The 19,685-nt window shown below is 46.9% G+C and carries 18 protein-coding genes; 13 read left to right on the top strand and 5 right to left on the bottom strand.

The window, feature by feature from the left end; all coding sequences use genetic code 11:
* Positions 1-48: 48 nt before the first annotated feature.
* From dinG to AC6CIF_RS23140, 13 genes are all read left to right on the top strand, one after another.
* Positions 49-2,910 (top strand): ATP-dependent DNA helicase DinG, encoded by a 2,862-nt coding sequence (dinG, locus tag AC6CIF_RS23200; RefSeq protein WP_498201708.1) that lies wholly within the window; start codon positions 49-51, stop codon positions 2,908-2,910.
* 217 nt (positions 2,911-3,127) lie between these two features.
* Positions 3,128-3,781 (top strand): redox-sensing transcriptional repressor Rex, encoded by a 654-nt coding sequence (locus tag AC6CIF_RS23195; RefSeq protein WP_076209939.1) that lies wholly within the window; start codon positions 3,128-3,130, stop codon positions 3,779-3,781.
* Positions 3,768-5,072: an amidohydrolase gene (locus AC6CIF_RS23190; protein ID WP_076209940.1), complete on the top strand. Its 1,305-nt coding sequence runs from the start codon at positions 3,768-3,770 to the stop codon at positions 5,070-5,072. Before AC6CIF_RS23195 ends, AC6CIF_RS23190 begins: the two co-directional genes overlap by 14 nt.
* Before the next feature lie 37 nt (positions 5,073-5,109).
* Positions 5,110-5,640 (top strand): DUF5590 domain-containing protein, encoded by a 531-nt coding sequence (locus AC6CIF_RS23185; RefSeq protein WP_076209941.1) that lies wholly within the window; start codon positions 5,110-5,112, stop codon positions 5,638-5,640.
* A 301-nt stretch (positions 5,641-5,941) separates the two neighbouring features.
* Positions 5,942-6,469: a hypothetical protein gene (locus AC6CIF_RS23180; protein WP_100527246.1), complete on the top strand. Its 528-nt coding sequence runs from the start codon at positions 5,942-5,944 to the stop codon at positions 6,467-6,469.
* Complete coding sequence (locus AC6CIF_RS23175; protein WP_047843540.1) at positions 6,462-7,964, top strand: AAA family ATPase; 1,503 nt, start codon at positions 6,462-6,464, stop codon at positions 7,962-7,964. Before AC6CIF_RS23180 ends, AC6CIF_RS23175 begins: the two co-directional genes overlap by 8 nt.
* Positions 7,965-8,097: 133 nt before the next feature.
* Complete coding sequence (locus AC6CIF_RS23170; protein WP_339297279.1) at positions 8,098-8,970, top strand: 3-hydroxyacyl-CoA dehydrogenase family protein; 873 nt, start codon at positions 8,098-8,100, stop codon at positions 8,968-8,970.
* On the top strand, positions 8,967-10,172 hold the full coding sequence (locus AC6CIF_RS23165; RefSeq protein ID WP_076209944.1) for an acetate/propionate family kinase: 1,206 nt from the start codon (positions 8,967-8,969) through the stop codon (positions 10,170-10,172). Before AC6CIF_RS23170 ends, AC6CIF_RS23165 begins: the two co-directional genes overlap by 4 nt.
* A gap of 101 nt (positions 10,173-10,273) precedes the next feature.
* Positions 10,274-11,569 (top strand): asparagine--tRNA ligase, encoded by a 1,296-nt coding sequence (gene asnS, locus AC6CIF_RS23160; RefSeq protein WP_017687752.1) that lies wholly within the window; start codon positions 10,274-10,276, stop codon positions 11,567-11,569.
* A gap of 20 nt (positions 11,570-11,589) precedes the next feature.
* On the top strand, positions 11,590-12,294 hold the full coding sequence (locus tag AC6CIF_RS23155; RefSeq protein WP_498201707.1) for a DnaD domain protein: 705 nt from the start codon (positions 11,590-11,592) through the stop codon (positions 12,292-12,294).
* A 247-nt stretch (positions 12,295-12,541) separates the two neighbouring features.
* Positions 12,542-13,042, top strand: a complete 501-nt coding sequence (locus AC6CIF_RS23150) for an RNA polymerase sigma factor (protein ID WP_256704174.1) — start codon at positions 12,542-12,544, stop codon at positions 13,040-13,042.
* Entirely contained in the window at positions 13,035-13,487 is a 453-nt protein-coding gene (locus AC6CIF_RS23145) for a hypothetical protein (protein WP_083656984.1), read from the top strand. Before AC6CIF_RS23150 ends, AC6CIF_RS23145 begins: the two co-directional genes overlap by 8 nt.
* Before the next feature lie 28 nt (positions 13,488-13,515).
* Positions 13,516-14,817 (top strand): multi-tm2 domain protein, encoded by a 1,302-nt coding sequence (locus tag AC6CIF_RS23140; RefSeq protein ID WP_498201706.1) that lies wholly within the window; start codon positions 13,516-13,518, stop codon positions 14,815-14,817.
* A gap of 151 nt (positions 14,818-14,968) precedes the next feature.
* Here the strand turns inward: AC6CIF_RS23140 and AC6CIF_RS23135 are convergent, their stop codons facing one another.
* From AC6CIF_RS23135 to AC6CIF_RS23115, 5 genes are read right to left on the bottom strand one after another with little or no spacing between them, the layout of a single operon-like run.
* Positions 14,969-15,622: a methylthioribulose 1-phosphate dehydratase gene (locus AC6CIF_RS23135; RefSeq protein WP_036607600.1), complete on the bottom strand. Its 654-nt coding sequence runs from the start codon at positions 15,620-15,622 to the stop codon at positions 14,969-14,971.
* A 3-nt stretch (positions 15,623-15,625) separates the two neighbouring features.
* On the bottom strand, positions 15,626-16,303 hold the full coding sequence (locus tag AC6CIF_RS23130; RefSeq protein ID WP_498201704.1) for a 2-hydroxy-3-keto-5-methylthiopentenyl-1-phosphate phosphatase: 678 nt from the start codon (positions 16,301-16,303) through the stop codon (positions 15,626-15,628).
* Positions 16,300-17,523 carry a 2,3-diketo-5-methylthiopentyl-1-phosphate enolase gene (locus AC6CIF_RS23125; protein WP_498201703.1) on the bottom strand — a complete coding sequence of 408 codons (1,224 nt, stop codon included), beginning with the start codon at positions 17,521-17,523 and terminating at the stop codon, positions 16,300-16,302. Before AC6CIF_RS23125 ends, AC6CIF_RS23130 begins: the two co-directional genes overlap by 4 nt.
* The gene (gene proC / locus AC6CIF_RS23120; RefSeq protein ID WP_036607595.1) at positions 17,520-18,380 is read right to left on the bottom strand and encodes a pyrroline-5-carboxylate reductase; all 861 of its coding nucleotides are present in this window, start codon (positions 18,378-18,380) and stop codon (positions 17,520-17,522) included. Before proC ends, AC6CIF_RS23125 begins: the two co-directional genes overlap by 4 nt.
* Positions 18,381-18,416: 36 nt before the next feature.
* Positions 18,417-19,664, bottom strand: coding sequence for a glutamate-5-semialdehyde dehydrogenase (locus AC6CIF_RS23115; RefSeq protein WP_498201702.1), 1,248 nt, complete (start codon positions 19,662-19,664; stop codon positions 18,417-18,419).
* Positions 19,665-19,685: the final 21 nt, after the last annotated feature.

Below are 19,685 nucleotides of genomic sequence, written 5' to 3'. Positions count from 1 at the left end.
TTTGCTATGCTGTAACATAGACTGGAATGGAAGGGACCGTACATTGCAATGAAATTTGCCGTATTGGATTTCGAAACAACCGGCACGCAGTCCGACGGTGAGATTATACAGGCCGGACTTGCCATCATAGATCATGACTACAGCATAACTCAAATATATAGTTCTTATGTGAACCCTGGTGTACCGATTCCCCCGTTTATTTCGGGGTTGACGGGTATTACCGATGAAGATGTGGCGGACGCTCCTTCACTCGAAGAGATGATGATGGAGATGGTTCCGCTGCTTAATGATGTGGTGCTTGTTGGACACAACGTCGCTTTTGATTTTCACTTTTTGCAGAATGCTCTCGACCGTTGCGGTTATTTGCCGTTCACTGGCCGCATTCTGGACACGATTGATTTTCTGAAGATTACATTCCCATCACTGGGTTCTTATCAACTCGGTTATGTGTCTTCCGAATTTGGATTTCAACATGATCGCCCTCACCAGGCAGACAGTGATGCACTGGCGACAGCCTATGTGTTGCTCAAGTGTCTGGATGAGTTAAAGGAATTACCGCTCATAACGATTCAGCGCCTCAGTGACCTGTTTTCACCAGAAGACAGTGACTTGGGTTGGTTTTTGGACGGAATGCGCAGTGAGAAGGAAGCAGAGCCGATTCAGGATCTGGACGGACATACCTATTATCGTCAGCTTGCTCTTAATGTAAGTGATTGGACTGATATTGGTGCACCACGCGATGAGCGGGAGGCTAACCCCCTCGATGGTGTAAGCTTCGAACAGTTTATGGACCAGGTTCGGGAGAACCTGAAGGATACGCTGGATCATTACGAAGAGCGTGAAGCGCAGACTCAGATGTTCAGCAGTGTAAGGCAAGCCCTGGATGAAGAGAAACATCTCTTGATCGAAGCAGGAACGGGTACCGGTAAATCTCTAGGGTATCTGTTGCCTGCTATATACGAAAGTGTGAAGCAAGAACAGAAAGTTATGGTCAGCACGCATACGATCAATCTGCAGGAGCAATTGAGAGAGCGAGACATTCCGATGCTGACCCAAGTGGTTCCGTTCCCGTTTAAGGCTGCTGTATTCAAAGGACGTGGACATTACCTGTGCCTGCGCAAATTTGAACACAAAATCAATAAACGTGAATTCGCTACACCCAAAGAGGATTATTTCACAGCGGCTCAGATGATTGTCTGGCTTACACAGACCGAAACCGGAGATGATGAGGAACTTAACCTTAGCGGACGCGGAGGGGACTTCTGGGAGACGGTACAGAGCGAATCAGAGTCTTGTCTGGGAAGATCATGTCCATGGTTCCGCAAATGTTTCTACCATCGTGCCAAACATGAAGCAGGGTTGTCTGATATCGTAATCACCAATCACTCCAAATTATTTACGGATGTGAAAGCCGCGCATCAGCTGCTGCCAGCCTATGAGAGTCTTGTGATTGACGAGGCACATCATCTGGAGGATGTCGCTGGTAAACATCTTGGAATGCATATGAAATATTTCACCTTGGTTCATACGCTGACCCGTCTGTTTAAAGACAGTCGTAATGGACAGCTGCCTATGCTTCGTTCGCAGTTATCCGGGCATGAAAATTCGGTGCAATGGGGCTCCATGGTGGATCAGATGTTCCCGCTCGCTCTTGAAGTTAAGGAGCTGTGGGATCGTATGAGCGATGCCTTGTTTGGTCTGTTGCCTGAACGAAGTGATGCTTCACCGGGAGAGACGGGGCAATTTTCACTGCGTCTGAAAGCATCTCAGAAACCTGCAAAATGGCAGGAGTTGCAGGATCTGGAGAACCAGATCTATGTGACTCTGGGCGATTTGGTTCGCAAAGGGGACAAATTGCTGCTTGAGGTGAAAGAAGATCAGGATGATTATCAATCGGATAGTCTGATCACGGACATTACAGGACTGCTGAAAGATCTGACCACATTGAAGGAGAATCTACGTTTCTTCATGCGAATGGATGACGCCAAAACGGTGTACTGGATGGAAGCCAGCGGCCAGTTCCGCAGTAAATCTCTCCAGCTGTATGCCGTACCTGTAGATGTGAGTGCACAACTTAAGGATTTGTTTTTTGACAAAAAGAAAAGTGTTGTGCTTACATCGGCTACGCTCTCGGTAGATAAGTCATTCCAGTTCATGATTGAGCAGCTTGGCTTGCAGGAAGCTTCCGAGAATAATCGGCTGTTAACATCAATGCTGCCATCACCTTTCAACTATCGCGATCAGGCACTTCTGGTGATTCCGCGTGATTTCCCAAGTGTGAAGGGAAGTGTGGGTGATGCGCACTTTGTTAATATGCTGGTGCAATCACTTGCAGAGACGGCAATTGCTACGCGTGGACGCATGATGGTTCTGTTTACTTCATACAAGATGTTGCGACAGGTCTATGATCCGCTGAAGGAGGCGCTGTCTGGCAACGACATCTCGTTGCTTGGTCAAGGCGTTGATAGTGGAAGTCGTTCCAAATTGACTCGCAGGTTCCAAGATGCCAAAGCTACGGTACTTCTGGGCACAAGCAGCTTCTGGGAGGGTGTAGATATCCCGGGTGATGCGCTGACCTGTCTCGCTATTGTAAGATTGCCGTTCCAGCCACCGAATCATCCGTTGGTGGAAGCCAAGAGTGAGTTGCTTCAGGAACAGAAGAAAAATCCGTTTATGAAACTGTCCGTGCCTCAAGCGGTCATTCGTTTCAAGCAGGGATTTGGCCGATTGGTGCGTACAGCAAAGGATAGAGGCATTGTGATTGTATATGATACACGGGTGATTGAAGCGTATTATGGTAAATTCTTTTTATATTCATTACCTGGTCCCAAAATGGAGCATATGCTCACGGAGCAGATGGTTCCACGAATTACCGAGTGGTTGGAAAAACCTGCTAATGAACAAAAATAATGGTTTTTTGTTCGTTATATCATTGCATGACACTATTGTTTGGAGTTAAACTTTATTAGATATTCCCAGATCCGATTTAAGTAGTTGCACGCAAGAACTTATAACCTAAATTACAAGGAGCATTCTGTATAAAATGTCACGTTTATCTTTGAGTTTATACAGAATGCTCATCTTTTCATTTATTATTTTATCGTGGCCTTGGTAAGGGGGAGCAAGAATGAAATCGGATAAAATTTCGGAAGCGGTGGTACGACGTCTGCCTGTATACTTGCGTTATTTGAACGAGTTGCATCAGCGTGAGGTGGCTACTGTTTCTTCTCAAGAGCTTGGACAGAGGCTGGATCTGAATCCGGCGCAAATTCGTAAAGACCTGGCTTACTTCGGTGATTTTGGTCGTAAAGGGATCGGGTATGATGTATCCTATTTGATCGAGAAAATTCGTCACATTCTCAAGATTGATCAGCAAATTAATGTAGCTCTGGTAGGCGCGGGTAATCTAGGTCAAGCCTTGTCCAACTACAACGCATATCTGAAAGACAACATGAAGATTGTTGCTGTATTTGATGCATATGGACCGAAGATAGGTAGTCAAATCAACAGTTTGACGGTAAAACCAATGGATGAATTGACGGAAGCGGTTAAAACGGATAACATCCGCATCGGAATTATCACGGTTCCGGATACGGAAGCCCAAAATGTAGCCGATCAGCTTATTGAATCCGGAATCGAAGCGATCCTTAATTTTGCACCAACAATTCTAAAAACACCGCCGCATATCCGCATTCACCATGCTGACTTTACAACGGATCTGCTTAGTTTGGCCTATTACTTGGAGACTGGAAAGGACGACGAGGAAGATGACAACAAATAGATGGGTAATCCACAACGGCAAATTTGCCGTTAATGAAGGCACAACATGGAACGTGGTTCACGGATACATGGTTGTTGAGAATGACAAGATTGTGCATATTGGTGAGACATTGCCTGATGAAGACAAAAATTGTACCAAAGTGGATGGAAAAGGATTGTTCTTCCTGCCGGGTCTGATCAATACGCATGGTCATGCAGCAATGTCGTTGCTCAGAGGGCACGGAGACGATCTTGCGTTGCAAGTATGGTTGCAGGAAAAAATGTGGCCGATGGAAGCAAAAATGACTTCACAAGACGTATATTGGGGAACTTCGCTATCTGTGCTTGAAATGTTGAAAGGCGGAACTACAGCTTTCCTGGACATGTATGATCACATGGATCAAGTGGCCAAAGTTGTGGAGCAATCCGGCGTTAGAGCAGCACTGGCACGTGGTGTAATCGGGCTGTGCTCGGAAGAAGAGCAATTGCGGAAGCTGGAGGAGTCGGCAGCGTTTGCACGTGAGTGGAATGGACAGGCAGATGGTCGCATTACAACCGTAATCTCGCCACACGCCCCATATACATGCCCTCCTGACTACATAGAGAAGCTTGTACAGGTCGCGAATGACCTAAACCTTCCTCTTCATACACATATGTCTGAAACGCTTCGTGAAGTGGAGCAGAACGTGGCTGATTATGGACTGCGTCCTGTGGCACATCTCGAGAAACTGGGATTTTTCTCCCGTCCATCTCTGGTTGCACATGCGGTGCATCTGAATGACGAAGAGATTGAAATTTTGGCCCGTCATGATGTGGCTGTATCCCATAACCCGGGAAGTAACCTGAAACTCGCTTCCGGTGTTGCGCGGGTACCTGCATTGCTGAAAGCAGGAGTTACCGTGTCACTCGGAACAGACGGACCAGCAAGTAACAACAACCTGGATATGTTCGAGGAAATGAGACTGGCTGCATTGATCCACAAAGGTGTATCTGGTGACCCGACAGCAGTACCAGCAGGCGAAGCGTTACTACTCGGAACGTCATATGGTGCCAAATCCATCTTCTTGAACAATACCGGAGCGCTTCAGGTCGGCATGAAGGCTGATTTTATCGCCCTTGATATTGAACAGGCACATTTCTATCCACATACAGACCTGATCTCACATACGATCTACTCGGCTTCTGCCAAAGATGTTGAGCACGTATGGGTGGATGGAAAACAAGTGGTGAAACATGGCGAATGTCTGACGCTGGATGAAGAACGCATTTTGCGTGAGTCTCAATTGGCATTTGATGGTCTGCTTGCTCGTTAATTGCAGGACAGCATCATAGGGAAAGGAAGTTCGGCTTTTGAAGAAAAAAAAGAAGTGGATATGGATTTCGCTGCTTGCACTGGTTCTGATTCTGTTTGGACTTCAGCGTTATTACGTCTATGTCACGCAGGACCAGCGCAAGGAAGAAGCGCTCGCTATAGAGGCAGCACAGAAGCAACTGGGCATTACATCCTATGATGAATTGCGCAAGTACATCTGGGGAGACAAAGAAGGCTCTGACAACATCTACTGGACCCTGATCGGCAAAAATAAGGATAACCAGGATGTTATGGTCTGGGTTAAATTCGATGCAAACAATCAACCGGCTAAGGGTGCAAACGCTGTACACAGTGAGCTGCTGCAAAATGGTATGTCCGAAGCGCAGATACGCAATCGCTTTAGTTCTGAAGTTCCTGCCGGTGAGATTAAACGAATCATGCCCGGAGTTGTGAATGGAATATATGTGTGGCAAGTGTATTATAAAGACGGTACGCATAACCACTATCGCTTTTATCGTTTTAGCAACGGAGAACAGGTGGACCTGGTCTACACACTCCCGAACAGCTAGAACAAATAGAGTGACATAACTAGAGAATTTAAAGAAATGAAAGAACCGGCAGACGGATATCCGACTGAACCGGTTCTTTGTGTTGCCTGTAAACATATTTGATTTAAATAGTTAAAATTAATAATTTATTCATATTTTCGCCTTCGAAATTGTATATACGATGTGATATACTCAGATATGTACTCAAAGTTACATTCAAAACAAATAATCCTGTCGAAATTCTCGCAGGAGTCAATGTGCACATATTCGTATATACCAATAAGCCAGTAGGTTAGGCCAAAATCTGGGAGGGGTAATTCACTTGAAGCTAAAAGTATTGCCTATTGCTATAACTGCCGTCATTTCAGCCGTTGTGTTGTTTGGAGGTTGGTTTGTATATCGTCAGGTGGCCGTGCAGAATCCGATTGAAAAGATGGTTACCCAGTACGATGGAGTAAATGACGTTCAATTAACTATTAACCGCAATGACGTACAATTGAAACTTGATCTGCAACCTGATGTTGATTTGGGCAGACTGGTACAATATATTCACAAAGAAGGACAGACCCTGATTGGAACACGTTCACTAAAGTTGGATGTTGTGGATCATTCCAGTGAAGCACTGGAGAGCTGGTGGGGGGATGCGATGTTTACCGTAGCTCAGGCGATGGAGAACAAGCAATACACTGAGATTACACCAACGTTGTCAAAGATGGCGACGAATGGAATGAAGGTAAATACAGCGATGGATGACAACAATGTATATGTCAGTCTCAGAGACGGAGATGCCAGCAAGTTTATTATTCTGCCGCGTGTGCCCGGTCAGATAGGAGTGTGGCCTAATGCCTAAGTGGACAAAAGAAGTTGCCATCGGATTTTTTCCCGTATTGATTATTTTCCTTGCATTTACTGGTGTTAATATTGTTCCGATCTTGATTGCAGCAGTGCTTGTCGGAGCTTTGCTGTTCATGATGCAAATGCGTGGCGGGATTACAGTAGGCGCTGCACAGGAACGTAAACGGAAGAAAAAAGGACCTTCCAAGCTTACTTTTGAAGAAATTGGCGGACAGGACAGTGCCAAGCAGGAATTGCGTGAAGCGCTTGACTTTCTGATCAAACATGAAGAAATCCGGAAGTTTGGGATTCGCCCGTTAAAAGGGATCTTGCTGACGGGCCCTCCAGGGACAGGGAAAACGTTGATGGCCAAGGCTGCTGCCCATTACACCGATTCTATTTTTGTAGCAGCATCGGGTAGTGAGTTCGTGGAAATGTATGTTGGTGTGGGTGCCAGCAGAATTCGGGATTTGTTCAAGGACGCGAGAACCCGTGCCACCAAGGAAAATAAGGAAAACGCTATTATCTTTATCGATGAAATCGATGTCATCGGGGGGAAACGTGAGGGTGGTCAACAGCGTGAATATGATCAGACCCTGAATCAGCTCCTGACGGAAATGGATGGAATCTATTCTTCCGATACGCCAAGAATTCTGGTTATCGCTGCAACGAACCGTAAAGAGATGCTGGATAGCGCCCTGACGCGACCGGGACGTTTTGACCGTCACATTCAAGTGGACTTGCCTGACAAAAAGGGCAGAAAGCATATTCTGGAACTGCATGCGGTGAACAAACCTCTGTTGAAGGAAGTTAATCTGGAGAAGACAGCGGAAGAATCATATGGTTTCTCTGGTGCACAACTCGAAAGTGTGATGAACGAAGCGGCAATATACGCCATGCGGGATGGGCTGTTGAACATCGAACAGCGGCACTTGTCTCTGGCTATTGATAAAGTCATGATGGGTGAAAAGACAGACCGTGAGTCCAGTGTGGAAGAGAAGAAAAGGGTCGCCATTCATGAGTTGGGACATGCCATTATGGCTGAACTTGTTCGTCCAGGCAGTGTTAGTCAGGTGGCACTCAGTCCGCGTGGTCAGGCGCTGGGATATGTCCGTCATAACCCGCAACAGGAACAGTTCCTATATACGAAGCGCTTCCTGGAAGAGCAGATCATGATTGCACTCGGAGGAGCAGCTGCGGAGGAAATGTACTACGGTGGTCGTTCCACAGGTTCACGCAATGACTTCGATCAGGCAACCAATGTTGTGCAGACGATGATGGCTTCCGGATTGACTTCACTTGGGATTGTGAACATGGATATGGTGACAACCGAGGAACTGATGAGAGAGAATAAATTAATTCTGCAAGAACTGATGGAACAGACAAAGCGGTTGCTTGAAGAACAACGGACAATTTTCGACAATTCACTCGACATCTTGATTCGTGAGGAAGTTTTGTCTGGCGAACAATTTCGTTGTCAATTTCGTGACAGTGCCCTTCTACCAGCATAATTTATTTATGCTGGTTATTTTTTTTTACATTTCACTCGTGCTAAGATATTATTATATGTTGGGTCGAAATTTGTAATTTTCGGCGAACAGGGTACAATAGAGAAATAGAGAACCGAAAGGATGGAGCAGAACCATGTTTTTCAAAAAAATAGGAGTTGTCGGCGGCGGTACGATGGGGCAAGGTATTTCCCAGATGCTCGCAGCCAAAGGACTTGATGTGCTTCTCGTGGAGCATACAACACAAAAACTGGATCATGCATATAACATGATCGAAACCAATCTGGATAAACAACTGGAGAAATGGGCGATTACAAAAGCGGAGAAGAAATTGATTCTTTCCCGTATAACCAAGGTAGCTCATTTAGCTGAACTTGGAACTTGCGACATGGTCATTGAGACAATTTCAGAAGATCTGGATGCGAAAAAAGCAGTATTCAGCCAACTGGACCAAGTTTGCCCAAGCAATGTCATTCTGGCAAGTAATACATCCACGCTGAGTTTGACCGAGCTTGCAAGCTCGACCAAATACCCAGAGCGTGTTATTGGTATGCACTTTATTCACCCGGTATCCCGGGTTGATCTTGTAGAGATTATTCGTGGACTGAAAACTTCGGATACAACATTCGAAGAGACCAGACGTTTTGTTGAAGAAGTAGCGGACAAAAAAGGAGTCATGATCTATGAATCACCTGGATTCGTAACTTCCCGCTTGATCTGCCTGCTAATTAACGAAGCGTTGCATGTATTGCAAGAAGGTGTTGCATCTGCTGAAGATATCGATGACGCAATGCGCATCGGATATAACTTCCAACATGGACCACTCGAAATGGCTGACCGTTTCGGATTGGATTCTGTTGAAGCTGCACTCGAAAGAATGTTCCGTGAATTCGGAGAATTGAAATATCGTCCTTCTACAGTCCTGAAGAAAATGGTGCGTGCAGGACACCTGGGTGCCAAAACAGGCGAAGGATTCTTCAAGTACGACAAGGATGGTGACCGACTGTGAAAGTACTCGTAATTAATGCGGGGAGTTCCTCGCTCAAATATCAACTGTATAATATGACTGACGAATCTGTACTGGCTAAAGGTCTGGTAGAGCGGATCGGAATGGATTCCTCCATTCTGACACACAAACCGACAGGCCGTGAGGATGTTACAGAAGTTAGTGAAATTTTGGAACACACAACAGCGATCCGTAAAGTCATTGATATTTTGACTCACAAAGAAAATGGTGTACTGGATTCTGTAAGTGAAATTCAAGCTGTTGGACACCGTGTTGTTCACGGTGGTGAAGCATTTAAAGAATCTGCATTGGTAGATGATGCTGCCAAAGCTGAAATTCGTCGTTTGTTCGACTTGGCTCCACTTCATAACCCTGCAGCAATGATGGGTATTCGTGCGGCTGAAGCCAATATGCCTGGTGTTCCACAGGTTATGGTCTTTGATACAGCGTTCCATCAGACGATGCCGGAAAAAGCTTATCTGTATGCTATTCCGCGTGTGCTTTACAAAAAATATAAAGTACGTCGTTACGGCGCACATGGTACTTCCCATGATTTCGTAAGCAAGGCTGCTGCTGAGTATCTGGATCGTCCATTGGAAGATCTGAAAATCATCACTTGTCACGTTGGTAACGGTGGCAGTGTAACAGCAGTTAAAGGTGGCGTATCCGTGGATACTTCGATGGGTATGACTCCACTTGAGGGACTGATGATGGGAACACGTAGTGGTGACCTTGATCCAGCCATCGTACCTTATGTAATGAATAAGGAAGAACTGAGCGTAAGCGAAGTAAACTCCATGTTGAACAAACACAGTGGATTGCTTGCGATCTCCGGAATCAGCAGTGACATGCGTGAGATTACGGAAGGTATGGAGAATGGCGATGCCAACTCCACGCTTGCTTTTGAAATGTACGAATACCGTCTGCGTAAATACATCGGCTCATATGCAGCTGCAATGAACGGTGTAGACGTGATCGTCTTTACGGCTGGTGTAGGTGAGAACTCTGTTGTACTTCGCCAAAAAGTATGTGAGCAGCTCACTTATCTGGGTGTTGAACTGGATGAAGCGCTGAATGCCATTCGTTCCGGCGAACCGCGCCGGATCACAACAGCGAATTCCAAAGTGGAAGTTCTCGTTGTGCCAACAAACGAAGAATTGGTCATTGCACGTGATACACACCGAATCGTATTGAATTCTCAGTAATCTAACTGTAAAGTAAATATAGAATGACAAGGAAGTGCAGAGGACAGGCATAAGCCTGCCCGCTGCATTTTCAAATTCAGGAATCAAGGGGAGATATGGGCATGAATACGAATTGTGTAATTCGTAATGTGAACGAGCATGTGGGTGAAACCGTAACAATCGGTGCCTGGATTAACAACAAACGTTCCAGCGGTAAAATTCAGTTTTTGCAGCTGCGTGATGGAACCGGATATATCCAAGGGGTTGTTGTAAAAAGTGAAGTTAGTGAAGAGATCTGGAACAATGCAAAAAGCCTGACCCAAGAAAGCTCTTTGTATGTTACAGGTATTATTCGTGAAGAACCTCGCAGTGCGTCCGGTTACGAGATGACTGTTACAGGGGTTGAGATCATTCACCTGACTGAAAACTATCCAATTACGCCTAAAGAGCATGGTGTTGATTTCTTGATGGATCATCGTCATCTGTGGCTTCGTTCCACGAAGCAGCGTGCTGTTATGGTGATTCGTGCAGAGATTATTCGCGCTGTTCAGCAGTTCTTTGATGGTAACGGATTCACACAAGTTGATCCTCCGATTTTGACACCATCGTCCGCGGAAGGAACAACGAACCTGTTCCACATCAAATACTTTGATGAAGATGCTTATCTGACACAAAGTGGTCAATTGTATATGGAAGCTGCAGCCATGGCGCTGGGCAAGGTATATTCCTTCGGTCCAACATTCCGCGCAGAGAAGTCCAAAACACGTCGTCACTTGATTGAGTTCTGGATGATTGAGCCGGAAATGGCATTTGTAGATCACGAGGAAAGTCTGCGTGTACAAGAGAAATTTATCGCTCATGTCGTTCAATCCGTGGTGAAAAACTGCCGTGCAGAACTGGAATCTATCGGTCGTGACGTATCCAAACTCGAAGGCATCGTAGCGCCATTTCCGCGTATTACGTATGATGAAGCGATTGAATTCCTGCATGGACAAGGCTTTGATATTCCTTGGGGAGAAGACTTTGGTGCACCGCACGAAACAGCAATTGCTGAGAAGTACAACACACCGGTCTTTATCACACATTACCCTGCTGGAATCAAGGCATTTTATATGAAACCAGATCCGAATCGTCCTGAAGTTGTCCTCTGTGCGGATATGATTGCACCAGAAGGCTACGGAGAGATTATTGGCGGTTCGCAGCGTATCGATGATCCGGAATTGATGCAACAACGTTTTGAGGAGCACAATCTCTCGGATGAAGCTTACCAATGGTATCTGGATTTGCGTAAATACGGATCGGTTCCTCACTCCGGTTTCGGTCTGGGATTGGAGCGGACGGTAGCATGGATCTGTGGATTGGATCATGTACGTGAAACAATCGCATTCCCACGTATGCTCTATCGTCTGTACCCTTAATGCTTAACCGGGGAGCGTCTATGGAAGACACCACATCCAAAGCATGGTTGGATGGAGCAGCTTATGGCATGACTTCGGGTACAGCCCATCTGCCGTATGCCTTGTTACGTTATTATCACCAGCTTGGCCTATCAGATGCAGAAGTTCTTCTTCTGATTCAACTGCTAGGGTTCCGTCAGGCGGAGTTCAATGAGTTTCCGACGCTTGAAGAGCTTGCGGCGCGCATGGGACTTGCACCTGAAGGCATTGCCAGAATGTTGCAACGTCTGATGAGGGATAGGTATATTGCTATTGACGAGCACCGTGACGAAGAACGGGACATCCAGTACGAGCGATATGATTTACATGGATTATATGCCAAGCTTGCAGCATGTACTGCTGAAGAAGTAGCCGCATTCCGTGCGGAGCAGCAGCGCAGCAATACAGCACGTCAAGATTCGAACAGTGTTCAAAAAGAAGAGGAAGAACGGAACATGTTCTCCATTTTCGAAAAAGAATTCGGACGTCCGCTCTCGCCAATGGAGTGTGAGACGATATCCGGCTGGTTGGATCAGGACCGTTATCAAGAGGAATTGATTCTAATGGCTCTGAAGGAAGCGGTTTTTGCAGGCAAAGTACATTTCCGGTATATCGATCGAATCCTGCTTGAGTGGAGTCGCAATCGTGTCAAGACCGTTCAAGACGCGAAGGCGTACACACAGCGGTTTCGTAATGGTGGACGTTAATTCCAGCGTAGGCAGGGACAAGAAACAGGCCAGAAGTCATTCTGTGCCTGTTTTTTTTGGATTATAGATTGGATGAGTGATCAGCAACATCAACCTTTCAGGCAATGAATTCATTTTGTTTTACAAAAATTTGATAGATCACGCAGGGGTTAACACACAAGCTGTCGTCTATAGTATTGGAGAGGAGGGGAGAGTTATTGATGAAGCGCGCGTAATCGAACAAATCCGACAAGGAGATACATCTCAGATGCGTACTCTGATCGATAAGTATAGCCAACATGTATACCATGTGGCCTATTCCGTACTCAGGAACGATCAGGAAGCACAGGATGCAGCTCAGGAGGCGTTCATACAGATGTATAAGTCTCTCCCCGACTACCGTTCTGAAGGTTTCAAAACGTGGTTAACCCGAATTGCCTTTCACAAAGCGATTGATGCCAAACGCAAGCTGGGCAGACGAGCTGCTGAGGATCCGGGTGGAGAAGAAAAAATAATCAATATGCCCGGACGGGATGAAGACGTTCTTACCCGTCTCGTTCGTGAAGAACGTCAGGATAAACTTCGTGAACGAATTAATCAGTTGCCTGCTCAGCATCGTGACATTATCACTGCGTATTATCTAAGCGAAAAAAATTATGAGCAGATTGCCAGTGATGCACAGGTGGCTGTGAAGACTGTGGAATCCCGCTTGTATCGTGCCCGGCAGTGGATTCGAAAACATTGGAAGGAGGATGAATGGCGTGAGTAAACAGGAGAAGTATACCGCTGCGCAATGGACTGATTATATTGAAGGCCATATGAGTGAAACTCAAGCGAACCGAATGGAACAGCTTCTGCTGGAAGATCCGGATGCGATGGACATCTATTTGGAAGCGCTCGGTATCCATGGGGAATTGCCTCCGTTGCCTGACCCGGCAGGGTTTGCGGATTCAGTCATGCATCGGATTGAGGGCATTCAATCCTCTAAGTCTCAACGTAAATCCCGCGCTGGACGAAACCGGCGCTGGCTTGAACATAAAGTGTTTCATTATGCGGTAGCAGCCTGTCTGACATTGATCTTCCTCTCATCTGGACTTTTTGACAAGGTAGCCCCTTATCACAAGTTCCAGGATGGCGACCACAGAGGGTCTTTCACCGAGAAATGGACGGAGACAGCCACTTCATGGCTGGATAACTTCAAGCCTAAACCATAAATGGTTTCGCATTGCCTGAAAAGAAAGGATGACGACTGTGCACTCAGATCGTAACAAATTACTCGCATTTCTATTAAACCTGATACCCGGTCTTGGTTTCATGTATTGGGGACGGGCCGCAAGGGCTGTGATTTATCCATTGCTTTTCTTCGGAACAGCTGTTGGCTCATTCATGCTAGCAATGGTCACTAATGATCAAGATTTAATGATTATCGGTGCCCTCGGTGCTGCTTTTTTCTGGGGGATCAGTATGCTGGACATGATTATTGTTCTGCTCCGTGCGCCTTCTGCACGAGATGCTCATTATAGGGGATACGGTGCGCCTTATGGAGCTCCTCCACACCAAGGAGCACCCTACCAGGGAGCATACATGGGTCAGCAAGGGCCTATGGAGCAGATGAATGAAGATGAGCTACATCAACATCCAGGTGGTGAATATGGCCATCCTGAAGGGCCCTATGGTCAACCCATGTACCAAAAAGGCAGTGAGGGTGAACGATTCTTCACCATTTTGCTCTCATTTGTTCCGGGATTGGGCCATCTTCATCTGGGTTTGTTGCATCGTGGGTTGTCGTTCCTGATGGCGTTCTTTGGTTCATTTGCCATGATGGTTTTTGTGGCTTCGATCACCAATGAATCGGTGTTTCTAATGTTCTTACTCATTCTGCCAGTAATTTGGGTATACTGCATGTTTGATGCGGTGCAGCATGTCCACCGTAAGCAAGCTGGTGAGATACTGCAGGATCGGACATTATTCGAAGAATTGGAGATGGGCAGAGTAGCCGGACGACGTAGCAAAGTGCTTGCAACGCTGCTTTCCGCTTTTCCAGGTGCGGGTCATCTCTATCTGGGATTGCAAAAAAGAGGCATGCAATTAATGTTCCTGTTCCTTGCAAGCATCTATATTCTGGACCTGCTTCATTTATCGGTGTTCCTGTTCATGATTCCGTTGATCTGGTTCTACAGCTTCTTTGACGGGCTACAGTGTTCCAGTCGCTATGGACGCGAGCCTTTGGTTGATCAACCGATCTTCAAGGACTGGGCCCGTCATCAGCGTCTGATTGGATTCGGGATTGCCGCGCTGGGTCTATATTACCTGGCGATCCGTCTTGTCATTCCACAGCTGAATGAGCTCTTCCCTAATGCATTCATGACGTATGAGATCCGTTCCTATCTGAACACCGTCATTGTATCTTTGCTGCTCATTTTTGGCGGCTTGAAGCTGCTGTTTGGCAAGCAGAGGGGGACGGGGATCCATAGTGCTGCTCATCGAAATGATGAGGGAGCAGACAGTCTCTTTTTATTCAAGGATCGGGATGATCGACTGTAGAGTGACCTAAAGATTATTTACACTGACACTACGATGACAGAGCAACCTTCTAATCGCTGTTATCCCTTAACATAAAAACACGCCAAGGGCTATGTATATCAGCCTCTGGCGTGTTTTTTGTTATCCAGCTTTGATTTCGAATAAATGATTGCTATTTCGTAGCGCCCTTCAGCAGAAGTTGACGGTACATCACTTCGAACAGGAACTCGAACGCTTCCAGATGACGTTTCGCTTCAAAAGCATCTTTACCCCACGCATATATGCCGTGGTTCCGAAGTAAGATCCCTGGTACGTTGGCATCAAGTACACCTGGCACCAATTCAGCGATAGATGGAATATCTGCAAAGTTAGGCAGGACGGGTACACGAATCTCCGCATTTTCTTCCCAGATGTTGAAAGCCTTGATCAATTCAATTCCTTGAATCGGTACGTGTCCATCTGCTCCAAAGAATTCGCTAATCAGGTTGTTAAACACGGTATGCACGTGGAATACAGCACCACAACCGGTCAAACGATAGATTTCACAGTGAATCAACGTTTCGGCACTTGGTTTCAACGTTGTTGTCTCAATCGCTTTGCCGTGTTTGTCCACAAAAAGGAAGTCTTCCGGTGTGCGAAGAGATTTGTCTTTGCCTGAGGCGGTAACCGCAAAATAAAATTGCTCCGGATCAAAGTCTCCTACACGCATCGACAGATTGCCACTTGTTCCGGGGAACCAGTTACGACTGGCGAACAACGCTTTAATATCAGCCAGTTCTTCCAGGACCTGACGTTTGTGTTCCAATGTAATCTTTTCAAAGCCCATCGTTTACAGCACTCCTTGTGTTTGCTTCTGTTTCATATCTTCGATGATATCGTAAAAAGTAACGAATGGCACATGGTCCACACCAAGTTCAATACATTTGTCCGTTAAAATGGAGCGGGAGTAGACGAGATCGGCAATTTTGGCACCTTCAAAATCTGTCAGACTGTCTCCAATAAGAATTCGATTGTATTGTTCTTCCGGGAAGGTACGAATCACTGTTGTTTTGCACATGCCGCAGCCATTCTCACAAGGAGGCTGGCAGGGATTCGGCCATTCAATCTTAATGGTTTCACCCGAGAAGTCAGCTCCATTGCAATAGACATGATCCTGCGGGATATGAAATGGTGCGAGTAACGGTTCAATGAAAAAGTCCATACCCCCGCTGGTTACATTGAATTCGATCCCTTCGCTGCGAACGTAGTCAAGAAACTCGCTGAATCCTTCACGGATGTCCGCTTGTCCAAGCACAAATTCCACAATTTCATCTTTCTGCGGTGCAGGCAACAGAGCAAACATGGCTCCAACACCTTCACGAAGCGAGATTTTTTGCTCAATCGTATCTTTCATAATCGCTTCAATGCCCTCAGGTTTGAAATGTTTCATGATCGCTACGATGTTGTCCGAGAGCGTAATCGTACCGTCAAAGTCACAGAAAATGACTGTTTTTTTATCACTTCTCATCGTTCGCCACCCCACAGGTCCAATGCGCTTTTCAGCTCCGGATGCTCGGTTGCATATTGCGCGAGTGGAATGGAACGCTGAGCTGCCTCAATGGCTTGCAGGAATGCACGTCCGCCTGCCTCAGTGCCCATAGGATGTCCATGTATACCGCCACCAGCATTAACGATGACATCTGTACCAAAGTCGCGCAAAATGAGTGGTACAAGGCCTGGATGGATGCCGGCTGAAGGTACGGGCATACTGGTTCGTACAGGCAGATCAGCTGTCAGTAATTGCTCCGTGATCGCCATATTTTCTTCCTTCGGCATCGTAACCGAACCATAAGGAGAAGGGAAGAGCACCAGATCGGCACCCGCTAGACGCATCAACTGGCCTAGTACAACCGAAGCCGACATGCCGTAATGTGGTGAAGGATACAGTGCACCTGCAAGAGCAGGGTGCGCCATAATCGGCACATTAATATCTGGATCACTACTGAGTTCATGCAGGACATCATATCCGTAGGACAATACGTTGAATAGGAGTGCATTGGCTCCTGCACCAATAGCGCGTTCAGCTTGCTGTTTCAGACGAGATGTTGGTCCTGTAAGATTGGTTGCATACAGAAGTTTCTTGCCGGTCTCCTGACGTGCCTGTTCGGCAGCTTTCATGCAGACCTCGACTCTTTTTTCGATGGGTGTCAATTTATTCTCGAACAGAATCTCATCGTCCTTGATCAAATCAACGCCGCCAAGAGCCTGACGAATAAATTGTTCACGCAGTTCGTCTGCATTTAGCCCAATAACTGACTTAAAGATACTCATTAACAGTGGACGATCATGCACACCAAGCAGATCACGAACACCATTCAGTCCAAACTTGGGTCCAGGGAATGCACTGAGGAAGCCATCCGAGAAACCAAGCTTTGTTAGTTTGATCCGGCCATCCATTGAGATTTTGCCAAAGACCGTCACGAGCAAAGCAGGTATATCACGGCTGAAGTTAACATCAGGATATCCAATGGTAATATCAGCGTAACGCTCACCCGCAGCCATTCCTTCAGCTTCATAGACTTCTACGCTGATGACTTCGCCCAGATGCTTCTGCATCGCTTCACGCTGGGCTTGTGGCAACTCCGTCCAGCTACCCACGGTCATGCCAATCGCGATGGACTGAGCTTTCTTGCGAAAGTCTGCATGATCATCATGCAGACGATATGTGGCTGTGCACATGTTATTCATTTTAGATCCCCTTCCAAAGCAGCTCCCATCTCCCGTGAGCGCTCTGCACAGCGGTTGACGGCTGCGATTACATTTTCAAAGAAATCTCCTTCGTCCAGCGTTTTCAGTGCTGCCTGGGTTGCCCCTCCCGGGGATGTCACATCACTACGAAGCTTCATTGGTTCCAAACCGGTTTGTTGTACCATACGTGACGCGCCAAGCACCGTCTGAACAGTGAGATCACGAGATTGCTGGCTGGATAAGCCACCACGAATACCTGCGGCAATCATGGCCTCCATTAAATAGTATACATAAGCAGGGCCGCTTCCGGAAATCCCTGTGAGCACTTCGAGTTTATCTTCAGGCACAATGGTCACGATTCCAACGGCTTCAAACATGGTCATTACCGTACTGCGCTGATCATCCGTAATCTCCGCAGAGAAGGCAAGACCGGTTGCCCCAAGTCCAATGGTACTGGATGTATTTGGCATGGTTCTGGCGATCGGCTGTTTACGACCGAGCAAGGACTGCATAGTGCGGATTGATAATCCGGCAATGACAGATACGATCAGTTGATCAGGTGATAACAGTGGACCCAGTTCGCGCAGTGCTGCGGCAGCATCTTTGGGTTTCATACAGAGTACAATGACCGGAGTGGAGGCAAGGTGATCCAAGGATTGCGAGGCCGTTCCGGTATGTACAGCATAACGGGTGCTGAGCTCCTCCTGACGTTTCTGGTTGCTGCGGTTCAGCATCGTAATATCCTGAGGACGAACGACCAGGCGGGAGATCAGTCCGCGCACGATGGCTTCAGCCATCGCGCCTGCTCCGTGGAAAGTAATCTTCTGTTGTAGTAACGTCTGTTGCTCTTGACTCATATTTATCGTTCCTCCTATATAACTGGTGCTGAGATATTATTGACGAATCTGTCCATTGCCTGTAATCCGATATTTGGTTGACGTCAGTGCTGGCAGTCCCATCGGTCCACGTGCATGCAATTTCTGGGTACTGATCCCGATTTCGGCTCCATAGCCAAATTCAAATCCGTCAGTGAAACGTGTGGACGCATTGTGATAGACGGCTGCTGCATCCACATCATGCATAAAACGCTCTGCATGGGCTGTATCCCGGGTTACGATACACTCGGAATGTTTGGTTCCGTAATGTGCGATGTGCTGCATCGCTTCATCCAGATTCTTGACCACACGGATATTTAAAATATAGTCGTTGTACTCGGTCGCATAGTCTTCCTCGGTTGCCTCAAGAGCGGAAGGGACAAGACGGCGTACCGTGTCGCAACCTTTCAAAATCACATTCGCCACACGGAATTGTTCGGCAAGAGCAGGCAGGTGCTCTTCCGCGTATGCGGCATGTAGGAGTAACGTTTCCATGGAGTTACATACAGAAGGACGTTGTGCCTTGGCATTGATGGCAATTTCGGCTGCCATGACCGGATCGGCTGATTCATCCACATAGGTATGGCAGATGCCAGCCCCAGTTTCGATGACAGGTACGGTTGCATTGGCAACCACATTACGAATGAGCGAAGCCCCTCCGCGTGGAATAATAACGTCCAGTAATCCGTTCAACTTGAGCATCTCATCCACGGAAGCACGATCTGCATCCTCAACCAGTTGCAGCGCATCAGCAGGCATGTCTGTCGTTGTGAGTGCCTGGTGCAGCACCTCTACAATTTTGCGGTTGGAGGACAGGGCAGAGGAGCCGCCGCGCAGAAGCACCGCATTACCTGTTTTGAGACATAATCCGGCTGCGTCCACGGTTACATTAGGTCGAGCTTCGTAGATGATGCCAATCAGGCCAATCGGCACTCTAAGTTTTTCAACATGCAATCCGTTAGGACGGGTAAATGTCTCCAATACTTCACCGACTGGATCAGGGAGATCCGCAATCTGACGTAATCCTTCAGCAATGCCTGCGATCCGCTCTGGATTAAGTGCGAGTCGATCCAGCATGGATTCCGGCGTACCTTGTTCTCTGCCGCGTTCCAGATCTTCGGCGTTTGCCGTAATGATGGAATCCGTTTCCTTAATCAAAGCATCTGCCATGACACGCAGGGCCGTATTTTTCTGTTCTGTATTCAATCGGTTCAGCTGTGGAACCGTTGCTTGGGCTTTGCTGGCTTTTTCTCTCACTTCACTCATCTTAATTCCTCCTCATATATA

The organism is Paenibacillus sp. GQ49 (assembly GCF_059759055.1).
The sequence above is the reverse complement of the archived record's forward strand: the minus strand, read 5'-3'. Positions and strand labels throughout refer to the sequence as shown.